The organism is Limnohabitans sp. TEGF005, from assembly GCF_055394835.1.
On the sequence record NZ_AP029226.1, the window covers coordinates 2,457,767 to 2,475,023 of the forward strand.

General features: G+C 57.4%; 26 protein-coding genes and 1 pseudogene. 4 read left to right on the plus strand and 23 right to left on the minus strand.

What is annotated here, in order from left to right; genetic code table 11:
* Window position 1 precedes the first annotated feature (1 nt).
* Genes ACZ5RG_RS11930 through ACZ5RG_RS11940 form a run of 3 tightly spaced genes read right to left on the minus strand, consistent with a single transcriptional unit; the run spans window position 2 to window position 2,742 of the window.
* On the minus strand, window positions 2–211 hold the full coding sequence (locus ACZ5RG_RS11930; protein WP_108401945.1) for a phage head-tail joining protein: 210 nt from the start codon (window positions 209–211) through the stop codon (window positions 2–4).
* Window positions 211–2,148 (minus strand): phage terminase large subunit family protein, encoded by a 1,938-nt coding sequence (locus ACZ5RG_RS11935; RefSeq protein WP_464448206.1) that lies wholly within the window; start codon window positions 2,146–2,148, stop codon window positions 211–213. Before ACZ5RG_RS11935 ends, ACZ5RG_RS11930 begins: the two co-directional genes overlap by 1 nt.
* A 42-nt stretch (window positions 2,149–2,190) precedes the next feature.
* Window positions 2,191–2,742, minus strand: coding sequence for an elements of external origin (locus tag ACZ5RG_RS11940; protein ID WP_464447149.1), 552 nt, complete (start codon window positions 2,740–2,742; stop codon window positions 2,191–2,193).
* Between the two features lie 95 nt (window positions 2,743–2,837).
* Here ACZ5RG_RS11940 and ACZ5RG_RS11945 point away from each other — a divergent pair, with 95 nt between their 5' ends.
* Genes ACZ5RG_RS11945 through ACZ5RG_RS11960 form a run of 4 tightly spaced genes read left to right on the plus strand, consistent with a single transcriptional unit; the run spans window position 2,838 to window position 4,319 of the window.
* Complete coding sequence (locus ACZ5RG_RS11945; RefSeq protein ID WP_422169421.1) at window positions 2,838–3,071, plus strand: DUF6900 domain-containing protein; 234 nt, start codon at window positions 2,838–2,840, stop codon at window positions 3,069–3,071.
* A gap of 53 nt (window positions 3,072–3,124) precedes the next feature.
* Window positions 3,125–3,571: a DUF3489 domain-containing protein gene (locus ACZ5RG_RS11950; protein ID WP_464447150.1), complete on the plus strand. Its 447-nt coding sequence runs from the start codon at window positions 3,125–3,127 to the stop codon at window positions 3,569–3,571.
* A gap of 7 nt (window positions 3,572–3,578) precedes the next feature.
* Window positions 3,579–3,938, plus strand: coding sequence for a hypothetical protein (locus tag ACZ5RG_RS11955; RefSeq protein ID WP_464447151.1), 360 nt, complete (start codon window positions 3,579–3,581; stop codon window positions 3,936–3,938).
* Window positions 3,939–3,941: 3 nt separating this feature from the next.
* Window positions 3,942–4,319, plus strand: a complete 378-nt coding sequence (locus ACZ5RG_RS11960) for a hypothetical protein (RefSeq protein ID WP_464447152.1) — start codon at window positions 3,942–3,944, stop codon at window positions 4,317–4,319.
* Here the strand turns inward: ACZ5RG_RS11960 and ACZ5RG_RS11965 are convergent.
* The 20 genes and pseudogenes from ACZ5RG_RS11965 to ACZ5RG_RS12060 form a co-directional block, all read right to left on the minus strand.
* Window positions 4,304–5,569 (minus strand): site-specific DNA-methyltransferase, encoded by a 1,266-nt coding sequence (locus ACZ5RG_RS11965; RefSeq protein WP_464447153.1) that lies wholly within the window; start codon window positions 5,567–5,569, stop codon window positions 4,304–4,306. The genes ACZ5RG_RS11960 and ACZ5RG_RS11965 overlap by 16 nt on opposite strands.
* A 308-nt stretch (window positions 5,570–5,877) precedes the next feature.
* Complete coding sequence (locus ACZ5RG_RS11970; protein WP_464447154.1) at window positions 5,878–6,063, minus strand: hypothetical protein; 186 nt, start codon at window positions 6,061–6,063, stop codon at window positions 5,878–5,880.
* Window positions 6,064–6,336: 273 nt separating this feature from the next.
* Window positions 6,337–6,534 (minus strand): annotated as a pseudogene (locus ACZ5RG_RS11975) (type II toxin-antitoxin system MqsA family antitoxin); the annotation flags it as partial.
* The gene (locus ACZ5RG_RS11980) at window positions 6,531–6,707 is read right to left on the minus strand and encodes a DUF3606 domain-containing protein (protein WP_464447155.1); all 177 of its coding nucleotides are present in this window, start codon (window positions 6,705–6,707) and stop codon (window positions 6,531–6,533) included. The gene ACZ5RG_RS11980 and the pseudogene ACZ5RG_RS11975, both read right to left, overlap by 4 nt.
* A 38-nt stretch (window positions 6,708–6,745) precedes the next feature.
* Complete coding sequence (locus tag ACZ5RG_RS11985; RefSeq protein ID WP_464447156.1) at window positions 6,746–7,093, minus strand: HVO_A0114 family putative DNA-binding protein; 348 nt, start codon at window positions 7,091–7,093, stop codon at window positions 6,746–6,748.
* Window positions 7,090–7,455 carry a toxin-antitoxin system TumE family protein gene (locus ACZ5RG_RS11990; RefSeq protein ID WP_464447157.1) on the minus strand — a complete coding sequence of 122 codons (366 nt, stop codon included), beginning with the start codon at window positions 7,453–7,455 and terminating at the stop codon, window positions 7,090–7,092. Before ACZ5RG_RS11990 ends, ACZ5RG_RS11985 begins: the two co-directional genes overlap by 4 nt.
* Complete coding sequence (locus ACZ5RG_RS11995) at window positions 7,448–7,876, minus strand: DUF6362 family protein (protein WP_464447158.1); 429 nt, start codon at window positions 7,874–7,876, stop codon at window positions 7,448–7,450. The genes ACZ5RG_RS11990 and ACZ5RG_RS11995 overlap by 8 nt, the downstream gene beginning before the upstream one ends.
* Window positions 7,869–8,075 carry a hypothetical protein gene (locus ACZ5RG_RS12000; protein WP_464447159.1) on the minus strand — a complete coding sequence of 69 codons (207 nt, stop codon included), beginning with the start codon at window positions 8,073–8,075 and terminating at the stop codon, window positions 7,869–7,871. The genes ACZ5RG_RS11995 and ACZ5RG_RS12000 overlap by 8 nt, the downstream gene beginning before the upstream one ends.
* Window position 8,076: 1 nt before the next feature.
* Entirely contained in the window at window positions 8,077–8,550 is a 474-nt protein-coding gene (locus tag ACZ5RG_RS12005; protein WP_464447160.1) for a crossover junction endodeoxyribonuclease RuvC, read from the minus strand.
* Between the two features lie 119 nt (window positions 8,551–8,669).
* A complete protein-coding gene (locus ACZ5RG_RS12010; protein WP_464447161.1) occupies window positions 8,670–10,937 on the minus strand; it encodes a phage/plasmid primase, P4 family in 2,268 nt (755 codons plus the stop codon).
* A complete protein-coding gene (locus ACZ5RG_RS12015; RefSeq protein WP_464447162.1) occupies window positions 10,930–11,181 on the minus strand; it encodes a helix-turn-helix domain-containing protein in 252 nt (83 codons plus the stop codon). Before ACZ5RG_RS12015 ends, ACZ5RG_RS12010 begins: the two co-directional genes overlap by 8 nt.
* Complete coding sequence (locus tag ACZ5RG_RS12020) at window positions 11,168–11,914, minus strand: PD-(D/E)XK nuclease family protein (protein WP_464447163.1); 747 nt, start codon at window positions 11,912–11,914, stop codon at window positions 11,168–11,170. The genes ACZ5RG_RS12015 and ACZ5RG_RS12020 overlap by 14 nt, the downstream gene beginning before the upstream one ends.
* On the minus strand, window positions 11,911–12,396 hold the full coding sequence (locus ACZ5RG_RS12025; protein ID WP_464447164.1) for a DUF6511 domain-containing protein: 486 nt from the start codon (window positions 12,394–12,396) through the stop codon (window positions 11,911–11,913). Before ACZ5RG_RS12025 ends, ACZ5RG_RS12020 begins: the two co-directional genes overlap by 4 nt.
* A 9-nt stretch (window positions 12,397–12,405) precedes the next feature.
* Window positions 12,406–13,020, minus strand: coding sequence for a hypothetical protein (locus ACZ5RG_RS12030; RefSeq protein ID WP_464447165.1), 615 nt, complete (start codon window positions 13,018–13,020; stop codon window positions 12,406–12,408).
* Between the two features lie 3 nt (window positions 13,021–13,023).
* Window positions 13,024–13,842, minus strand: coding sequence for an ATP-binding protein (locus ACZ5RG_RS12035; RefSeq protein ID WP_464447166.1), 819 nt, complete (start codon window positions 13,840–13,842; stop codon window positions 13,024–13,026).
* Window positions 13,842–14,591 carry a BRO-N domain-containing protein gene (locus tag ACZ5RG_RS12040; RefSeq protein WP_464447167.1) on the minus strand — a complete coding sequence of 250 codons (750 nt, stop codon included), beginning with the start codon at window positions 14,589–14,591 and terminating at the stop codon, window positions 13,842–13,844. Before ACZ5RG_RS12040 ends, ACZ5RG_RS12035 begins: the two co-directional genes overlap by 1 nt.
* Before the next feature lie 2 nt (window positions 14,592–14,593).
* On the minus strand, window positions 14,594–15,073 hold the full coding sequence (locus ACZ5RG_RS12045; protein ID WP_464447168.1) for a hypothetical protein: 480 nt from the start codon (window positions 15,071–15,073) through the stop codon (window positions 14,594–14,596).
* A gap of 13 nt (window positions 15,074–15,086) precedes the next feature.
* Window positions 15,087–15,350, minus strand: a complete 264-nt coding sequence (locus ACZ5RG_RS12050; RefSeq protein WP_464447169.1) for a helix-turn-helix transcriptional regulator — start codon at window positions 15,348–15,350, stop codon at window positions 15,087–15,089.
* Between the two features lie 180 nt (window positions 15,351–15,530).
* Complete coding sequence (locus tag ACZ5RG_RS12055; RefSeq protein ID WP_464447170.1) at window positions 15,531–16,820, minus strand: type II toxin-antitoxin system HipA family toxin; 1,290 nt, start codon at window positions 16,818–16,820, stop codon at window positions 15,531–15,533.
* Window positions 16,810–17,148, minus strand: coding sequence for a helix-turn-helix transcriptional regulator (locus tag ACZ5RG_RS12060; protein WP_464447171.1), 339 nt, complete (start codon window positions 17,146–17,148; stop codon window positions 16,810–16,812). Before ACZ5RG_RS12060 ends, ACZ5RG_RS12055 begins: the two co-directional genes overlap by 11 nt.
* Between the last annotated feature and the right edge of the window lie 109 nt (window positions 17,149–17,257).

The following is a 17,257-nucleotide window of genomic DNA, read 5'->3' on the forward strand; positions in this document are numbered from 1 at the left end:
CTCAGAACCCTTTAGATGTGGTGACCCGGATTTGTCGAGTCTTGGTTTTACCGCTGTCGTATGCCAGCGCTGCCTCAACTTCGGCCAAGGCCAACTTGAGATCGGAGACCGTGCGGTACTCAATGGTCTTGCCGTCGTAAGTCACCCGATGCTCGCCACTGGCAATGGCTTCTCGCAGCGCTTGGGCATGTTCAGGGGTATAGGTCGTCATCAGTTCATCCAACGGCTGCGAATCAAGCGCCTGCCGCGTTGTGGTCCTTTAGAAACAACGAAGCCACCGCTGGGGGTGGCTTCTTGCTTGGTTGATTGGGCGTCTTCAGGTGGTCCTGCTATGCCCAGCGGTTTTTCCAATTCGCGCCAATGACGCTCCTCATATCGGTCCAGGCCAGCGAGGCTAGCAGCGGCCCGTGCGTAGACGTAGCAATCAAGTGCTTCGTTGCGTTCGCGGATCTTTTGCCACTCACGCACCGGATAACCATTACGGTCCCGGCGCGTGACCAACTGCTCTGAGCACAACTGCTGCACAAACTCGGCATCGACCTTGGGCAAATGGATGTACCCAGCGGGATACAGAATTTCGCCGTCTTCGGTCACCTCCAGGGTCTTGCGCAGGTGGTTGTAAAACTCCAGCTTGGCAATGCCACCCACCACCGAATAGACCCGAACACCCCGGCGCAGCTTCTTGCCACCCACGGTCATGTCCACCGCCGTCGGCAATCCGACCAAAGCAGCGCCCCGGGCCACGCCCTTCATGGGCAGCAACCTGGAGTCACGCAACTTGCGCACGAAGGCATAGGCCTCTTGCGTGGCAAAACCAGTGTCCAAACCGATGCGCGAGAGGCGCAACTGCACCCCAGACGCATGCGTCCACGACTCATCGAGCATTTCGCGCAGTCGCTGCCAGACCGCCTCGCGGGAGGTGTCGCCTGCCAGCACACGGTGCTCCACCAACCAGGCTTCTTTGCCCCGACCGAATGCCCAGACAGAAACCTCAATGCGGTCCTTCTGAACGTCCACCCCGGCGCACAGCAAAGCCGCCCCCAGTGGGACGGTGCCGATCCGATAGTCCTCACGGCGCTCGAGCAAACGCTCCCATTCAGGGGTTTCACCTTGCTCGACCCAGGTCTCGCCCAGCTCTGTGTTTTTGAATGCTTTCAAGGCAGTTGCAGATCCTTGCGCCGCTTCCCAGGCTGCGGCAATGTCGGCCCAACTGCGCCAACCCACCGGGCTGTACAGACTGGACAAGTGAAACCCCACCGTTTTGCCCACGTAATCCGGAATCGCTGACTGCCACCGTCCCCGTTCGAGCATCTCGGTCTTTTGGTATTCGTAAATGGGCTGCTCGCACGACTCACATTTGTAGTGCGCTGTCTCGGGCAGTCCTTTTTCCCAGATCAATTGTTCGAAGGCCAGGACTTGTTCATGCTCGCAGTGCGGGCACGGGACCATGAACTGGCGCTGGTCTGTTTGTTCGTACTCACGCTCGATGCGCGACGATCCAGAAATTGTTGGCGTCGAGACAATGAAAATTTTTCTGCGTGCAAAGGTTCGGGTTCGAGCCTCAGCCAGTGCAATCGCATCACCTTCTCCTTCAACGTCACCCGGGTAGCCATCAACTTCGTCCAGAAACAAATAGCGCACTGGCATTGAGCGCAGACCCACGGCGCTGTTTGCGCCCGTCATCACCAGAACGCCACCACGGAACTCTTTGCCCAGGATGGTGTTGCCTGAATCGCGCGCCCTTGCGGGGGCGATCAAGCTAGAGAGCGTCGGGCTCTCTTCAATGAGTGGATCAATCCGCTGCTTGGAGTTGCGCTTGGCCATCTCGACCGTCGGCGCAACAGCCATCATGGGACCAGGGGCCAAATGGATCACATAGCCAATCCAGTTGTTGCCGCACTCCGTGCCGCCGACCTGCGCGCCTTTCATGAACACCACCCGCTCGACGGGTGACGTCGGCGAGAGACAGTCCATGATCTCTTTGAGATAGGGCGTGCGATTGGTTCGCCACTTGCCCGGCTCCGAGGCCGACTTTCCCGAGAGCACTCGGTACTGATCCGCCCATTCAGACACGGTCAGCAGTGGGTCGGGGGTGAGCCCCTCGCGCCACGCCTCAGCAATGGCATCAAATCCGTCATAGTGTTCCAACACATTCCTGCATTCCGTAAAGCCTCAAGCCCCAATCAGGGCTCAGTCCAATCGAACGGACAAATCGCCCAGTTCGATCAAGTGATTGCGCACGGCTTTTTCCAGCAGCACATGCAAGGTATGCCCATCGGCATTGAGGTCAGCGGCCATCTGCGCAGCCACCCGCGCAGGCCAGTTCAACCAGGCATCGCGCTCGGCGCGCGCCATCTTGAAAACGTGTGCAACGGCCTGGTCACGATTGACCAACTCACCTTTGAGGCGGGCCAATCGAACCCTGTTGGTCTGCGCCTTGAGCACCTCATTGGCGGTCTTGGCCTGCAGCAAGGTAGTGCCACCGCCTTTGGGTTCAAACGCGCCCGCTGATTCACCCAGCGTTTCCCGTATTCCCGCAATCGCCTCATTGGAGACGGGCTTGTGTTTGCCCCGTTGCTGCGCGGCGTCTGTGTTTTTGCTCCATTGAGCGTCGGCTTGCGCTGCATTGATCGTGCCGTCTGCGTTGGGGGTAATCCGCCCGGCCTCGATGGCCTTGCGCACCGCCGTATCGGACACCCCTCGGTGGCGCGCATAGGCCCGAATTGAGAGTCGATCGGTCATACCCAAGTGAAAGAGTCTGGCTAAGAAATTGACTTGATGTTGTTCGGAAATGAAGCGTTCATACGGTCATCAATCAACGTTTTTTGGAGCGCCGCATGAACCACAAGAAAACCACCAACGCCATCAACGCGCCTTCTTGCCTTTTGGAGCAGATCGCACGCGAGCACCTTTTTGTCCAGACGCTGCAGACGCAGAACTCGGACCGGCTGGACTTTCACGACGTGTCGGTTTGGGGGATTGAGGCAGCTCTGCAAGCGGCTTATCAAGCTGGCCTGCAGGCACAGACGAAGAAGCAACAGGGGAAGAAAAAAGATTCAGAAATCGCTTGATAAGCGAGCGGAATGAAGCGTTCATCACATCACCATTTTTTAAAGGAAAAACCATGAAACTCTCCGAGACCCAAACCAATCTGCTCACCGCAGCGGCCCAGCATCCAGAGCACTTGCTGACCGAATTCCCGGCCAATCTCAAAGGGGGTGCGCGGCTTAAGGTTTTGACATCTCTGGCCAACGCCAATCTCATTGCCGCCCACAGCCAAGCCGAGGGCGGCACCACGCGATTTGCAATCACAGACGCAGGGCGCAGCGCCCTTGGCATTGCGATCGAAGCCAAGGCAACACCCTCCAAACGAGAGGGCACCAAGCAGGCCACGCTGATCGAATTGCTCCAGCGTCCGGAGGGGGCAACGCTCGAGCAGATGGTCCAGGCCACCGGATGGCAACAGCACACGGTCAGGGGCTGCATGGCCGGAGCCCTGAAAAAAAAGCTCGGTTTGAGCATCGTTTCCGAGAAAACCGATGGCCAACAACGCACCTATCGCATTGCCTGAGGTTCACATGAATAACATCACCCTCAACATCGAATGCAAACCCTTGACCGTGGATTTCGACGGCCAGGAGATTGAGGTTCAAGAACTGAGCATCCGCTTACCCTTCGGACGCAAACCCAGCGACATCAACGACATCGCAGGCAGCGGCGATTACATCGTCTACGTCACCGAGGTCCGCGAGATGGAACCCGAAGAGTTCGACGGATTCGCGATGAATCTCTTTAAGTCGCGCGACTGGCTCAAGGGCAAGGGCGGCTACTTGGGACAAGGGCGCTTATGCGTCCAAGTTCAAGCGCCCGGTCGCCCCTATCTGTTCATCGATCCGTCTGGCGGGGATTACCCACGCTACGTTGCTCGATTGGGTTGAGCCATGCGATCTTCACAAGCAAATGACTTCGTCAAAATCCCCGCCTCTGAAAACGAGTCGTGGGGCTTTTGGGGAACTATGGGCGGACACGCCAGCATCGCCTGGCCCATTGCCATGGCGCAAATATCCAAGGCCACCGGTGGGCCGCCTGAATCTATCCGCGTGTTTCTGGATAGCAGCCATGGCCGCCACTTCGCCGATTCGGTGCAAGACGCCTTATTGAATAGCCATGACATGCACGAGGCCGTCGCTGAGGCCATTGAGAAATGGATGAGTTGGAAAATTGGACGCTTGACTCAGCGCAGCTACGGCATCCCCAAAGGGCTGCCATACCTCACCGGGTTTGTGATCCAAAGCGGAATTGATCAAGACTGCAGCTGATCCGCCGCCCCTTGCTCATTGGCCTGAGGTGCCTGGTCCAGTTCTGAACCACCGTTTTCTCGAACGGCTTTCTTGCCGGTGTAGTCCTCCCAGCGTTTGACGATCACGTCCACAAATTTCGGATCGAGTTCAATCAAGCGAGCTTGACGCCCCGTCTTCTCGCACGCAATCAAGGTGGTGCCGGAGCCGCCAAACAGATCCAAAACGACATCGCGGCTCTTGGACGAATTGCGAATGGCTCGCTCAACCAGCTCGACTGGTTTCATGGTCGGGTGCAGATCGTTGACGCGCGGCTTGTTGTAGAACCAGACATCTGCCTGGTCTCGGTCGCCACACCAAAAGTGATCTGTTCCCTGTTTCCAGCCGTACAAGATCGGTTCGTACTGGCGTTGGTAATCAGCTCTGCCCAGCGTGAACGTGTTCTTTGCCCAGATCACGAAAGTCGACCACTTGCCGCCAGCATCCAGCCAAGCCTTTTGCAAGGTGTGTAGCTCCGATGAACTCATGCACACATAGCACGCGCCTTTGGTGACCACCAGCAGGTTGACGCAGGCGTCATAGAGAAATTGGTAGAAGCCGTCGCCCAAGGCGTCGTTGAGGATGCGTCGGTCCTTGCCGCGCATCTTGTCCTTGGCGCTGTTGCCGTAGTCCACGTTGTAGGGTGGATCGGTGAATGCCATGTCTGCCAGTTGGCCATCCATCAGGCGCTCCACATCTGCCAAGACCGTGGAGTCGCCGCAAAGCAAGCGATGGTTGCCGAGGATCCACAGGTCGCCCGGCTTTGAGGTCGGTTCTACTGGAGTTTCCGGTACTGCGTCTTCGTCGGTCAGACCATCGCTTTGTTCATCGCCATTGAGCAGCTTGTCGATTTCCTCATCACTGAAACCCATCAGGTCCAGGTCGTACTCGGCAGCCTGCAACTCAGCAAGCTCCAACTTCAAGAGTTCTTCATCCCATCCTGCGTTCTCGGCAATCCGGTTGTCAGCCAGGATGTATGCCTTCTTCTGGGTGTGCGTCAGGTGGGCCAACTCGATCACGGGCACTTCTGTGAGCCCCAACTTGCGGGCAGCCATCAATCGGCCATGCCCAGCAATCACTCCGCGCTCACCATCCGACAGGATCGGGTTGGTGAAACCAAACTCGGCAATGGATGCTGCAATCTGAGCCACCTGGCCGTCGCTGTGTGTACGGGCGTTGCGCGCATAAGGGATGAGCGCATCCACCGCGATCATTCTGATCTCGGGAGTCATAAAGTCCTTGGGGGGGTGAGGGGGAGGTGCAAACCCGGTGCGAACTGCAAACCCGGTTTTTGAATCTGTCGCTATCGAAATCTCGGGCCTTTGCCCCCCGCATAGGGATTTGGCGAGGAAGGACCCAGAAATTTGTGGGAGGGAGTGTCCTGCACTCCTTTCCACACCGTAGCTGAAAATGTACGCTCAATCGGGGTGAAATGCTGCACCTGAAAAACGGTGCTTCACCCGCTCATCCCCGCACAAAGGGCAATTCTTCCGCACAAATGCTTTGAAACGCGCCAAATTACTCGCAGAGGTAATCGCGCTCAAAGCTCCTCTTTGATTGCTTTGGCGGGGAAAGGCCGGACAAATGCTTGACGAGCCGCTTCGGCAAAAGCGGCCAGCTCTGAGCGTCGTTTTTCAGATAAGCTAACCCGACCGACCACCTCGAGTAAGGCTCGGCTCGCCTCTGCGTCCAAGCGGGTCGTTGCTTTAAAAGCAGCGGGTTTCATCACAAATCCTCAAATTACGTCCCATTGGCTGTTTACTTGAGCGTGCCGAGGCCATCCGATCGGGACATGATGACCAGTATGCGATACCTTCTTACGTGGTCGGACTTTCCCGAACCCGGTCATGCAGAGCATCGAAGTAAGCACCGTCAGCCGTTTGAGTTGGCAGGGATGAAGCGCCAGCCAACAACAAGCCTCGCAGGTGTTGACGATTCTGATCAGCACGTTGAGCCGTCAGATCAAGTTGGCTTTCAGAAGGCTTTTTCTCAGTCATGCCGCGTTGATTTCCTTGTTGAATTTCAACACCAATTCACTGGTACGTATTGATTCGGCCATATCCAGAACTGCTTCATCACATGCAGGGCAAAAATCGCCCGTTACCGCCTCAATGACGGTGGATGCACCCTTGTAGGTGTAGGGTATGTCGCGAGTGTCGTGGATCAATTCCGCTGCGCCGCAAACAGGACATTTCATTTCTTCAATGCGTCGCGTACTTTCTGTGCCGACGTACCGTGCTTCTTCACGAGATCAATGACCTGCTCTTTGGGGACGTGAAGCGCCTGTGCCCAATAACGAAGCTCATTCGGATCTTTGACATCAATACGCTTGCTGTCTGGCGACCCACGCTTGTTTTTGTTGTCAGTCATAAAAGCTCCTTTCCAAAAATATAGAAGGCGACTTGCGATCACGCAACGATGCGGAAGTCCGTACCCTTGGCGATTGGACGGACATGTTTGTTCTCTCGCTTCATCTCAACGAAGCCGTAGTTCGACATTGTTTTCAATGTGCGAGAAAGGTTGCCAGGCTTACGTCCAGTGATGTCAGCCAATGAGGAGATGGACTGTGGCTTGGCGTCCTGTATCACCTTCAGCAAGGCACGGTTGTCATCGCTCAAGACCTCTGCCAGGGAACGCATTGAGGTGAACCAGATTTTGGGTTCAGTAGCTTTGGGCTTGTAGTCACCACGAGCGATGGCCAGCACGCGTTCGCGAATTTTTTCTTGCGGCATGATTCCAACAACGATCGTCTTCATGATTTCCTAACCTCCTCTAACACGCGGTCAACTTCCACAAAGAAGTCTGACAAAAGTTGGTGTGCGTCTTTGAACTCATAGGGCACACCTTTATCACTGACATGCCGATGCTTGTGGTCATACGGCAATCGTGTTCCCACATATTTGAATTTCTTGGGTGGCTTTACCGCATGGGCATTGTCATAGCCAAGAATTCGTTTGCCATAGGGCTCATGCAATGTCAGCGAATAGCGAATCCCGTGCGGAATGTCCGCCGAAACAACAACGACCCATGCCTCAATCTTGATCCAATACCCACCCCCTTGATCAATGATCTGATCATGGAGGTCGATGAGGGTGGCTATTCCGTGGTCTTCACGCATAGCCAAGTGTATCACCTGATGATAAAGAATGCAACTGAGCATTCAACCGCTCAACAACTAACTCCATTGCCTTCTTCCAACGCCTGGCTGCCGTGTTCCGATCGCAAGCAAAGCGTCTACCGATTTGATGCCACTCGTAACGCTTGGCCCGCATCCACACCAGATGGCGTTGCTCTTCCTCCAGCCACTGAACCCAGCGCATGGTCTCGAGCATGCGTTCCACTGCCTCAGGACCGGGTGGCATGGGGCGGTAAACACGTTCGGGGTCAGGGTAGCGATTGGGCACTTGCATGGCCAAGCTCATCCAAGGGCTGGCATACCCCTGAACCCGCACGGGTGGAAGGCGATATGACGTGTGAGCTGCATCGCTAAACCGTGCGGCCACATCGTCAACAGTCCAGATGGTGATCGTCTTAGCCATGCTTGCCTCCTGGGCCATAGAGGCGCTCACCAATGCGACGGATGAACTCTCGCTCGAGGAAGTCGAGTCGATCGTCTTGGTCAGAGATGACCAGGATGTGTTGCTCACGCCAGCCTGAACGCTTCACGGCATCCAGATCTGTAACGACAGGCTGCACTCGTCCAAGAGCGCAGCGATAGGGTTGTGCGGGGACTTTCATCTCACACCTCCTGCGTCATCTGACGATCACGGGCCAGGTAGACCAGCGCAATCGCATCTGCTTCGTTGTCGTCTACAGGTTGGTGGCCTCGCGCTTGAACGCTTGTGATCATCTCTTCCTTGCCTGCGTTGCCTTTGCCGGTTGCATGCTTCTTGATCGTGCCGACCGGTATGCCTTCGTAGGGGATCTGATGGTGCTCACACCAGGCTGTCAGTTGGCCCATGAAGCCACCGTATGCATGCGCAGCATCCACACCCACATGCCTGCGTACTTCTTCAAACACGACCAGGTCAATGCCTGTGGTGCATTGCTTGACGTCTGTGAGCCAGCGCTTGAATTTCAGGAACCGCATGCCACCACCTTCAAAGCGTTGGGGCTTGAAAGATTGGCTGCCGCTTGTGATCTGACCGTCTGAACCCATCAAGGCCCAGCCAGTCGTTGTGCCCAAATCCAGGGCAAGAATCGTCGTTTTCATTTCCACTCCATTTCGGGGTGGTGACAGATGGTGACTGGCCTGCCGGTTATTCCTCTATATGTGCGCTCGCGCACGCGTGAGGGGTTAATCAGTAGGCTTGTCACCATCCGTCACCAAGTTCATTCATTGGCTTCGTAATAGTTGCGGCTGTAGGGTTTGGGGCGGACAAGGAGGCCCTTGAATCCCCGCTTGCCCCCGTGAAGGCGCGTTGCTTCAAAACCCCTGGTAATCAACAGCTCAGAAAACCGCTTGATAGATCCCACGTACTCGCCTGCGCGTTCGGCCCACTCGCGCCAGTCCGCATACAAATCCGATGAGCCGGTCTTTGCCTCTTTGACGACATCGCATCGTTCGTCCATCCACTGACCCAGGGCGTCTTCCGCTTCGAAATACTCTTCGGTTGCTGAAACCACGCACTCGGGTGGACGCAAGCCATCGCGCTGCCATGCGAGGCAGCCTTCGACCGCCCAGGCCAAGATACCGTCACGCTCCGCGTACAGTTTCTCTGTCAACCTGCCATCTCGCCTCTCGGGCGGGATCGTCACCGTGAACGGGATCAAATGCAGACGCCGCTTCATGGCCTCGTCCACGTTGCGGATTGAGGGCTTGTGGTTGCCTGCGATCAGCAGCTTGAACTGCGGGATGTACTCGAAGAAGTCCTGGCGCATGAAACGCGCCGACACCTTGTCGCCACCCGTGATGGCTTTGACCTTGGACTCGTTCCAGCGACGGCCTTGCTCGGTTTCGACCGATGCCACGAAGCGTGCGCCGCGCAGACCGGCCAGGTCGGTCGGGTGACGGTCGCCCCGAGCGTCCATGAAGGTGTCCATGGGTGCGCTGGTGGCATAGTCACCGAGGATGCTGGCCAAGGTGTTCACAAACACCGACTTGCCGTTGGCACCGGTGCCGTACAGAAAGAACAATGCGTGGGCGCTGGTCGCTCCGGTCAGGCAATAACCCGCCATGCGCTGCAGGTATTCCTGCAACAGCACATCGCCGCCGGTCACATCGGCCAAGAAGGCCTTCCACTGCGGGCAGTCGCCCTTCGGGGTAGCCGTCGCAATCTTGGTCATGCGGTCGGCTCGGTCGTGCGGACGCGTCACGCCCACCTTCAGGTTCACCACGCCACCGGGGGTGTTGAGCAAGAACAGATCTGCGTCCCACTCTTCGGTGGTGGATGCATGCCGACGGTCCGATCGAGCCATGCGATCAACACCGCCGACGGTACTGCTTGCCAGCAACTTGGCTGCCAGGCGATGCGAGTCCACCTTGAGCGCAGCATCACGACAGATGTTGCGGATAAGGTGATGTGCCATCAAAGTCTCATCGGGCTGCCAGCGGCAACCGGTCCACACCAGCCACTTGCCCCAAGCCGCGCAATAGCGCCACTCCTCGCCGTAACGGGAGGTGAACGCCAACGTCAATGCATCGTCGGTCGCCCACACCGTGGCGTCGTTGGTGTTCATGGCCTTGGTGGTTTTCACGGACATGCGCGGCCCAGAGGCAATGAACGTGTTGACGTCAAAGCCTTCGACCAAAGCGTCCGCTGCATCCCAGCCATCGGCCTTGTCGTCGGGAGGCAAAAGCACTTCGCATGAGATCGCGCCCGAGTTCAACACCGCCTGCGCCGCAGCCATGGCGTACTCCCAGCCCGGCTTGTCCCGGTCGGGCCAGACCATCACCGCTTTGCCTGCCAGCGGTGACCAGTCGGTCTTGTCCACCGGCGCATTGGCTCCATGCATGGCAGTCGTGGCAGTGATGCCAGCGGCGATCAATGCCTGGGCGCACTTCTCGCCCTCAACCAAAATCACTCTCTCAGCCGCAACCATCCCCGGCTGGTTGTACAGAGGGCGAGGATCAGGTGGAGCCATCTTGCGACGCTTGGCGTCCCATGGTCGGAACTCCTTCTTGCGCCCGGGTGGGTCGTAGCGGTACACGACGGCGATCAGGTGGCCATCGGCATCGAAGTAATCCCACTTGGCTGTGGCGGGTCCCAGCTCATCGACCGGTGCTTCCTTCTTTGCCTTGCGGGTGTGGACAGGAGCAGCCTGGCCAACCAGGTCTGCCGCGTAGTCCAACACCAGAGGAAAGTCGGTCTGCACATCGACGCCCAGGTAGGCTGCGATCAAATCAAAGATGTCACCGCCATCACCGGTGGCGCGATCGGTCCACAGTCCCGCCTTCTCTGCATCGAGCACCACCTCCAAGCTGTCGCCGGGGCTGCCCAGCACATCACCCATCAGAAATTTGCCACGACGTTTCTTGCCTGCGGGAAACAGGGTGCTGAGCACCGATTCCAGGCGATCGATCAACGCCGCACGCAAATGCTCACGGGTGGCATCGGTGTCCTTGTGCGTGGGTGAGTCGTTGTCATTGAAATCAAGCATCCGACGACTCTCCCTGCGCTTTTGCTTCGGCGTTTGCTTCGGCTTCTGCTTGCGCTTGCGCGTGCATCCAAGCCATCAGCTCGCTCACCTTGAAGCGGACCATCTTGCCGACGCGGTAATGCGGCAGGCCAAGACGCTGGCGATCTTTGGGATTTGTGAGCAGGTACATCGGCAGCTTCAGGCAGAACGCTGCCTCGCGTGCATCGACCAGTCGCTCGGTCAGGATTTGATTAACGTCCGTCATTGTTTTGTCTCCAGCACCGGTCCTGCCATGCGCACATCCGGCATTCAAAATGAGTGGGGTCTTGATAGGCGCGAACGAGCAACTCGCCCGCCTGGGTAGCAGAGATCACTTTGAGCGCACGGTCAGACATGCGCTGCGCGAGCGCCGCATCAAAGGGCACCAGCTCGGTGTAGATCTCCATGGTGTCGGCGTTGACCGCCGTGAAAACCGCAGGGTTCTCGTGCAGCTCCAGATAGGCTTGGTAAAGCACCACCTGAGCGTGATAGATCGGTTTGGAGATGGCCAGCTTGTTTTTTTCGAGGTCACGCCACGACTTGGAACCGAGGCACTTGTTCTCCCACAAGGCGGGGTACTTGAAGCCATCGGGACCGCCGACGATCACGCCATCAATGTGTCCAGCCAGTCGACCGTCCAGTGCAGCAAAGCCAAACTGCTCACCATTAGCCTTCGTCGTTCGCAGATCAAAACCTGCGTCGCGAAGCCACTTGATCATGCTGTCTTCAGATAGATGGCCGCGCTCGAAGATGCGAAGCAGTCGACCAGGATGCTCACGACCAGGATCTACGGGGGCCTTTGCAAATTCGTATTGCAATGCCCGTTCACAGGAGACGCCCAAACGGGACGCTCCCAGGTAAGTCCTTGGGCGTTGCTCAGCTTGACGCTTTTGCAGTCCCGCATCGATCAGCGCGCTAACCTGGCCCGAGATGCTGGAGGATGAATTGAAGTCCATCATTTCTTCTCTCCCTCCACTACCCAGGGCAAGTCATCCTCCAAGTCGGCAAACGGGTGCGCCAGAGGATCGAGCGTCGGTTGCATTCCACGCACAGGCGGAAACTTCGACTGCTCGTGGTGCGCCAGCATGGCGTCGGTCCAGCACGTCACGATGGCATCGATGACGCGCAGTGCTTCTGCTTCCGAGTAATCGCCCAGGAGTTTGGCAAAACCAATCTCACCAGCCGACTCTCCGAATGCCTTGAGGCATTTCTTCATTGAGGCCAGTTCGATATCAGAGGGATCGATCATGGTGACCTCCTTGATATCGATCCGCCCATCGAGCACGCGCTGCCAGTTCCCGTACATCGCATGGAACACGTCCTGACATTTTTTCGAGCAGAAAACCCAGTCGATTGGGTAGCGCCGGGGATTGCCCACACCGTGACGGTTGTCGGTGTGACCGAAACCCCGGGCCTGTCTGTTGCAGACCCAGCATTTCATTAACCCTCCTTACTGAGCCCAGCTCGGCTTGCCCGAGACAGGTGCGCGTTGAGCCTGCGCCTGAACGGGTGCGCTGCTGGCAGGAGGTGCTTGGTAGCTTACGGCAGGACGTGGTGCAGCCGATGTCGCCCCACGGGGGTAATCCGTCTGATCCGGCTCCACCGCCATCTTCACAACGTTGCGCATCTCACCGCGACCATCCTTTTCCACATCAATGCGCGCCACGAACTCAATGCCATCGAGCTCATTGAAGCCTTGGATGCGACGCGCGGCAGCGGCTTGCGGGGAGTTGTCCTGCGGTTGGATGTTGCGCGAGGAGTTGAGCACCGCACGGATGAAGGTGCGACCCATGTTTCCCCAAGCGGGACCCTTGGAGCTGTGCAGGCCGACGTTCGACCACATCTTGCGTGGGGCATATTCACCGTCCAGGATCACGAACTCACAGGCCAAGAAGATGCTGCCCGTCTCAAAGCTCTGGGTTGCATAGCCACCCGTCCAGCCCTGAGCTGCATCGTCATGGCCACCGGGCTTGATCGTCATGCGCACCGGTGCCACCGTGCCCTTGGGGATCAGGTCAAAAGATTGTTGTTGTTCAGCGTCGTTGAAATCGTTCCAGGCGGACATGGTTTACTCCTTGATGTTTTGGGGTTGGGTTGCGGCTGCGCACTTTTCGATGAGCGCGAACAGGTTTGGTGGTTCGAGCATTTCGAGCTGACCCGAACGGTCTTTGGCCGGAAAGCCATAGGGGTTGAGCGTGTGCGTCACGAAGGCGCGATACGGCTCACCGTCATCGCTCTTGATCTCTGCGAGCGTCACGACCTCATCGACGATGCCGGGCAGTTCGGCTGCCGTTTTGGAACCTTCGATCTGCGGGACGAACACCTTGCGGTTGAAGTCATCCAGGCGCTCGTCCAAGATGGCCACGAACACGACGTGCTTGCCGCGTGCGTGTTGCAGGTGCATGAGCGCACCCAGCATTTCCGAGCCCAGCAAGCCATAAGCACCACGGGTATCAGGTTTGCCTGTGCGGTCAGAAATAGCCTGGGGTTGTGTCTTGGCCCAGATCAATGCCAGTCGCGCCAGCACCGTGATGCTGTCCACGAAGTAGCAGTCGTACTTGGCCAACTGAGCAGGATCTCCGTACTGCTCACAGACATGCGCGTAGTGCGCCTGCGAATATGGAGCCTCAGGTGGAAGTGCAGGGTTGGGACCAGCCAAGAACACAACCAGGTCACGGAATTCAGGCCAGGTGGTTGGGCGCACGCAGTCACCGCGCCAGTCTTTGACAGCCAGGTCTCCGGCCTCGAGGTCGACGAACAAGGTCTTGTCTTCAGGCAGGGTCTTGAGCTGTGTGGTCTTGCCGATGCCGCTCTTGCCGAGCAGAACCAACTTGACGCCTTTCTTCTCGCGCAGGCGCTGATCAGCGGTAATGATTGGAAGTCCCATCACGCCACCTCACGCAGTTCTTGAGCGACGCTCGGATTCCAGAGGATCTGGTAACCGCTGTGGCCATTGCGCGAGTACGGCATCGCTTCCGCCCATGCCTCACCCGGTTCGGTCAGCCCCCACTCATCACGCTCGTTGCGCACCTGCAGACCCAGGTTGGCCAAGCGCATGTTGGTGGTCTTGGCCGAGAGGCCGACCAGCTTGCCCAGTTGTGTGGCATTGAGAGAGCAGATCGGCTCGTTGGCTGCGGGCAGCGCACGGCGCAATGTCTCGATGGCCAGGCCGGTGTTTTCATGAATGCAGGTCAGCGTCGCCGCCATGGCGATGCCCACCTTGACGCCAGGCACCTTGGCCACAGCGTCCCCAATCAGAAGCAGCGAAGTGACACGGTCCTGGGTCGGTGTGGGTAATGCGGCCATGGCGGACACGGCATAGGAGCCTGTCTTGCGGATGGCAGGCAACACCTCGTGGGTGACCCAACGCTTGAAGCGTTTGGCTTCGGCCTTACGGCTGCCGAGCACCAAGGCATACAGCCCGGGCTCGTTCACCGTGGTCATTTCTTGGGTTCCACCAGGGGTGTGAATTGAATTCACACCCTTTTCGTCGTCGTCCAGACGCTCAAGTGCCTTGCGATCAAGGCTGATAGTCGACAGGACGTCGGCTGCCACGAACCATGGTTCGCCTTGTGCGTCGGTGACCACACGGACCTGGCTGCCCTCAAAATCAAATGGGACAAGTTGCTGTTTCATGATCAGACCTCCGAGTCAGGGGAAATGTGGAAAGAGGGCTTGCCTGCCTCGACGGTTCGTGCGTCGGCGAATTGCTGCTGCAATGCGGGAGGCCAGTTCGTGTACCGGGTCTCAGACACCGTCAACTTGATGTCGAGATAGCTCTCAACTGCCTCACCGGATGCCACGATGCGTTCGGCGATGGTCTTGAGCTTCTTCTGGTCCCACGACACCTTCTTGGGCAAATCGAACTTCACATGCAAACCGTCGGCCTTGATGTGAGACGTCCCGAAGTCACGGCCAGAGGCGTGGAGGCTCTCGCGACCTTGCACGCCAAAGCGCTGGTCGAAAGCGGCATCCAGTTTGGTCCGGGCTGCTTTGAGCCAGGCGATGGCCTGGTCAAGGTTGGTGTCAACCTCCACCATTTGCTGCGCAGGCAGGTTGGCCAGTTGCGAGACGGACATCTCTGCGATGTCGGCGGGGAAAATGGACAAGTCATTCATCTCTGTCCTCCCTTCAGGCCGTCACACGCTCGGACGTCGAAACGTGCAAAGCGTTTTTCTCGAAATCCAAAATCATCTCGAGCGCATAGCTCACGCGCTTGGACAATTTCAGATACTTGGGGCCACGACCTTCGCTGCGCCAGCGCTGAAGTGTTTTGGGGCTGATGCCCCAGCGCTGGGCCAGTTCGTTCTCGTTGAGTACCCGGCGATCTCCGGGTGACAGGGTGTTGATCGCTTCATGGGCTGATCGGGTAAGTGAGGTTGCCTTTGCTGGCATGAAATACTCCTTTGACGTTGTTGAGGAACAGGTGTCATTGGAGATTTCGGGTAGAGAACATACGAGGGACGCATTGGAGAACAAGACGGAAACTTCATGTTCTCCAATGCGTCGCCACAAATGAAAACGGCGAGCACTTGGCTCGCCGTTCATTCCTGCAAGATGACCAACTGGTTGATCTCAGCCCGATAACGGAACATGTACGCCGTCGGGGGCGTTGAGAAAGGCAAAGGGATTCAGAAACTGGCGGCGCCAGAACAACGCCTGGTCCACTTCACTCAAGGCCGCCTCGTCACAGATGGCCTGCCATTTTTGCTCAATCATCTTGACCTGATGATTGACGATTTGGATGGCCTCTTCCTGGTTGAGCAGAAACACCGATGCGGCAGCAATACATGCCCCCACTTGGCTGGTTCGCTCTGCGCCACGGATGAGCATGGCTTGCGAAGCCTGATGCCCTGAGCGCGATTGCGGGCAAATGTCGTAGGCAGGCGTTAAGGTCAGTTGATGTCCGTCCCAAAATGCCGCATGGTTGCGTGCGTGATCATCGGTGTTGCCACACAATATGTTGAAGACGATTCGAGAGAACAATTCCCGCAAGGTCGCCTTTGGATCAGTGAACCGGTGGCGGATGATCTCTGCCAGCTTTTCGTAACTGGCATAGGCTGCCATCATTTCATCGAGTTCGAACATCGTCAACGCAGACACCATGGCGCGCCGGTGCCAATGGCCATCAGACCTCACCCGGTCAAAGCGCTCCACCAACAGGACATCTTTTCCAAGAGCGCTGCGCAAATACACAGGCGCGACATGGAGCCCCACCTCGTCGGCCAAACGCATGGCAATGAATTCTGCTTTGACCACGCTGTAGAGGTCATTGCTCGCAGAAAATTTGGCGATGAACTTGCGCGCGCCATCCTCAATCAACACCTTGGGTCTGGCTCCGCCCAGGGAAGTGCCATGCATCAGGGCCTGATCCAATTCGGGTGAAAGCGGCACACCCCGCTCGACTTTCTCGGCAGCTGTTAGCAGTTCCTCCAACGTGGGTTGCTGCGTGTGCCTTGGCACGTACTGAGTCGCCGACTGCTGAAAATCCAGCGCGCCGATTCGGTCAGAGCCGGACTCCAGCAAATAGGTCAACTCGTCCAGTTCAACCTGGGCGGCATTCACCCCTTTAATCCCCAGTTTGCGATTGATCAGCACGCGACGCCCCCATGCATCCGGCGATGCATCGCGAATGCAGCTGGGCATACTCAACCCCGGCAAAAGCGGAAGGATTCCGGGGCGGAGCGGCAACTCTGGCACATAGATCGGGATGGCATCCTGACGGGCCAGATAACTGCGACCGTAGTTGAAAACCAACTGCCCACCTTGTTGGGTAAGCAAGCCTGCAACCACAGGTTCGGTTGCACCCGGTAGCCAGATCCAGACGTAGGCTTCTGAATACTGGGCATCTTTCTCAGAAGTCATCTTTAACCCCCTTAGAACGCGTTCTCACGGCTTTGGGCAGCAAGGCCATTTTTTCTCGATGCAGTGCCAGATGGGTGGTCAACTGCCGTTGCTCCTGATCAAACAGCGGCACGCCACAAAGGGTGGCCACCTCAAAGACGGCGCCAATGGAACACCCAGGATCTCCGCGTTCGATGCGTTGCAGCAAGGCGCGTGAAATACCAGCGCGAGTCGCCAGATCGGTCGTGGTCATGGATTTGCCCATACGGGCTTCACGCACGAGTTGACCCAACAACGCAAGCGCATCAAGGCTGTACTGAGAGAAAGGGCGGGAGACTGGCTTAACCATGACGAAGACCCATTAACGAATCACAACGTAGCACAATGCAACGTTAATGGGCCATTGTCTTGCCGAATCAAGACAAAGTCAAGTAACCCGACTCATTAACAAGTCAAGA

Excerpts from the sequence above, each read along its gene's own strand:
- ACZ5RG_RS11930 (WP_108401945.1), bottom strand. The coding sequence starts at position 211 with ATGACGACCTATACCCCTGAACATGCCCAAGCGCTGCGAGAAGCCATT.
- ACZ5RG_RS11940 (WP_464447149.1), bottom strand. The coding sequence starts at position 2,742 with ATGACCGATCGACTCTCAATTCGGGCCTATGCGCGCCACCGAGGGGTG.
- ACZ5RG_RS11945 (WP_422169421.1), top strand. The coding sequence starts at position 2,838 with ATGAACCACAAGAAAACCACCAACGCCATCAACGCGCCTTCTTGCCTT.
- ACZ5RG_RS11950 (WP_464447150.1), top strand. The coding sequence starts at position 3,125 with ATGAAACTCTCCGAGACCCAAACCAATCTGCTCACCGCAGCGGCCCAG.
- ACZ5RG_RS11955 (WP_464447151.1), top strand. The coding sequence starts at position 3,579 with ATGAATAACATCACCCTCAACATCGAATGCAAACCCTTGACCGTGGAT.
- ACZ5RG_RS11960 (WP_464447152.1), top strand. The coding sequence starts at position 3,942 with ATGCGATCTTCACAAGCAAATGACTTCGTCAAAATCCCCGCCTCTGAA.
- ACZ5RG_RS11965 (WP_464447153.1), bottom strand. The coding sequence starts at position 5,569 with ATGACTCCCGAGATCAGAATGATCGCGGTGGATGCGCTCATCCCTTAT.
- ACZ5RG_RS11970 (WP_464447154.1), bottom strand. The coding sequence starts at position 6,063 with ATGAAACCCGCTGCTTTTAAAGCAACGACCCGCTTGGACGCAGAGGCG.
- ACZ5RG_RS11980 (WP_464447155.1), bottom strand. The coding sequence starts at position 6,707 with ATGACTGACAACAAAAACAAGCGTGGGTCGCCAGACAGCAAGCGTATT.
- ACZ5RG_RS11985 (WP_464447156.1), bottom strand. The coding sequence starts at position 7,093 with ATGAAGACGATCGTTGTTGGAATCATGCCGCAAGAAAAAATTCGCGAA.
- ACZ5RG_RS11990 (WP_464447157.1), bottom strand. The coding sequence starts at position 7,455 with ATGCGTGAAGACCACGGAATAGCCACCCTCATCGACCTCCATGATCAG.
- ACZ5RG_RS11995 (WP_464447158.1), bottom strand. The coding sequence starts at position 7,876 with ATGGCTAAGACGATCACCATCTGGACTGTTGACGATGTGGCCGCACGG.
- ACZ5RG_RS12000 (WP_464447159.1), bottom strand. The coding sequence starts at position 8,075 with ATGAAAGTCCCCGCACAACCCTATCGCTGCGCTCTTGGACGAGTGCAG.
- ACZ5RG_RS12005 (WP_464447160.1), bottom strand. The coding sequence starts at position 8,550 with ATGAAAACGACGATTCTTGCCCTGGATTTGGGCACAACGACTGGCTGG.
- ACZ5RG_RS12010 (WP_464447161.1), bottom strand. The coding sequence starts at position 10,937 with ATGCTTGATTTCAATGACAACGACTCACCCACGCACAAGGACACCGAT.
- ACZ5RG_RS12015 (WP_464447162.1), bottom strand. The coding sequence starts at position 11,181 with ATGACGGACGTTAATCAAATCCTGACCGAGCGACTGGTCGATGCACGC.
- ACZ5RG_RS12020 (WP_464447163.1), bottom strand. The coding sequence starts at position 11,914 with ATGATGGACTTCAATTCATCCTCCAGCATCTCGGGCCAGGTTAGCGCG.
- ACZ5RG_RS12025 (WP_464447164.1), bottom strand. The coding sequence starts at position 12,396 with ATGAAATGCTGGGTCTGCAACAGACAGGCCCGGGGTTTCGGTCACACC.
- ACZ5RG_RS12030 (WP_464447165.1), bottom strand. The coding sequence starts at position 13,020 with ATGTCCGCCTGGAACGATTTCAACGACGCTGAACAACAACAATCTTTT.
- ACZ5RG_RS12035 (WP_464447166.1), bottom strand. The coding sequence starts at position 13,842 with ATGGGACTTCCAATCATTACCGCTGATCAGCGCCTGCGCGAGAAGAAA.
- ACZ5RG_RS12040 (WP_464447167.1), bottom strand. The coding sequence starts at position 14,591 with ATGAAACAGCAACTTGTCCCATTTGATTTTGAGGGCAGCCAGGTCCGT.
- ACZ5RG_RS12045 (WP_464447168.1), bottom strand. The coding sequence starts at position 15,073 with ATGAATGACTTGTCCATTTTCCCCGCCGACATCGCAGAGATGTCCGTC.
- ACZ5RG_RS12050 (WP_464447169.1), bottom strand. The coding sequence starts at position 15,350 with ATGCCAGCAAAGGCAACCTCACTTACCCGATCAGCCCATGAAGCGATC.
- ACZ5RG_RS12055 (WP_464447170.1), bottom strand. The coding sequence starts at position 16,820 with ATGACTTCTGAGAAAGATGCCCAGTATTCAGAAGCCTACGTCTGGATC.
- ACZ5RG_RS12060 (WP_464447171.1), bottom strand. The coding sequence starts at position 17,148 with ATGGTTAAGCCAGTCTCCCGCCCTTTCTCTCAGTACAGCCTTGATGCG.